Origin of the sequence: Dolichospermum sp. LEGE 00246 (genome assembly GCF_015207865.1) — a bacterium.
GTDB classification, from domain to species: Bacteria; Cyanobacteriota; Cyanobacteriia; order Cyanobacteriales; family Nostocaceae; genus Dolichospermum; species Dolichospermum heterosporum.
Genome location: NZ_JADEWA010000733.1, coordinates 1 through 1,433 on the forward strand (window position 1 = coordinate 1; position 1,433 = coordinate 1,433).

General features: G+C 40.1%; 1 protein-coding gene. It reads right to left on the reverse strand.

Annotation, left to right across the window (positions count from 1 at the left end):
- Positions 1–345: 345 nt before the first annotated feature.
- A complete protein-coding gene (locus IQ228_RS26000; protein WP_027401715.1) occupies positions 346–1,239 on the reverse strand; it encodes a M23 family metallopeptidase in 894 nt (297 codons plus the stop codon).
- Between the last annotated feature and the right edge of the window lie 194 nt (positions 1,240–1,433).

Sequence of the window (1,433 nt, forward strand, 5' to 3'; positions counted from 1 at the left end):
GTATAATTTCATATAGACTAATATTTGCAACGCCAATATATATTTCTGTCTTGATCTATCACAGTTAGAGCAATCTGTACACATTCCATAGGAAGATGATATGTGACTAGAGTAGCACTAAATTAATTGAGTACGTTGTTAAGCACAGCAATTATGGAGGTTTGGTCATAGTGCCAAACCTTTTTTTTCGCTTTTCAAACATCCTCTTAGGGACTTCCAATTAAAAAAATACCCAAAAATTTCTTGTGGTGCGGGACGAATTGCCTGCTGATCATCAAGGACAGGCAGGATGCCCATCCCACAAAATTGGGTAATTTATTTTTTGGTGTTCCCTTAGAGAACTCCTCACTTTAAAAACTCCTTGGGATTTTTTGCTTCCCAACCTAAATAACCGTTAGAACGCATTTCAAAATGAAGATGGGGTTGAGTAGAGGTTGGTTGTCCTGTAGTTCCCACTGATCCTAAAATATCGCCTTTGTTGACCGTTTGACCGAGCGTGACTTTGATGCTGTCAAGTTGGGCGTAACGGCTCTGTGAGCCACCTGCGTGGTTAATAATGACTAATTTGCCGTAACTACCTTGTTCCTTGGCAAAGACGACGATTCCTGGAGCGATCGCTGCCACAGGAGTATTTACTGGCGCTAACAAATCTAGGCCACTATGAAAGAAAACGTCTCCTGTTACCGGGTGATATTGCCAACCATAAGCTAATCCAACCTCTGTAGCACTTGGCAAGGGATAACCAGTAATGTTTTCAGCGGGGGTACTAGGTGCCGTAGCAATTACCCCAGCAGCAGGAGTAGGGGCAGTAGTATTAGTTACCCCTGGAAGTATTGGTAAAAAAACAAATTTAGGGGTTTTCTGACAACCATTGATTTCAAAGACTGTATCTGGGCGAACTTTATATTTAGATGCGATTTGTCGCCAGCTTTGATTAGGAGGAACTTCCACAACAATGCCATTAAAAGGAAGAATTTGCAATTCTGTACCTGGACTTACCACCCCACTCTTAACAGATGGATTGATTCCCATAATGGTTTCTGGTGATAAATTATAGCGATTAGCTATACTTGCTAAAGTTTCACCCCGATTAACTTGATGACGTTGGATACGAGCTAAGACGGGAACAGGACAACTCCCCGGACTAGCATTAGCACTTTGTAATTGTAATAAGGTGGATAATAAACCTAAAGTGCTAAATAAGCTCAAAAAACATAGTGAACAATAGGAAAATTTCATGTAAAGAAGTCCAGAAACCGCTAATTTTCAGATCTTAGTGGGGAATTGTTAAAGATAGGATAAAGTTTTTCCTCTATCTTTTTACTACCTATTTTGAGTAAATTCATGATGAAATCTAAGAACTAGTGGTCTGTCAAATTTATTTTGACGGGTAATGGAAAAAAACTTCTGTTCTTCCCTCCCCCCCCTACCTC

Bases quoted from the DNA above. Each gene is read 5' to 3' on its own strand.
- IQ228_RS26000 (WP_027401715.1), bottom strand. From the start codon at position 1,239: ATGAAATTTTCCTATTGTTCACTATGTTTTTTGAGCTTATTTAGCACT.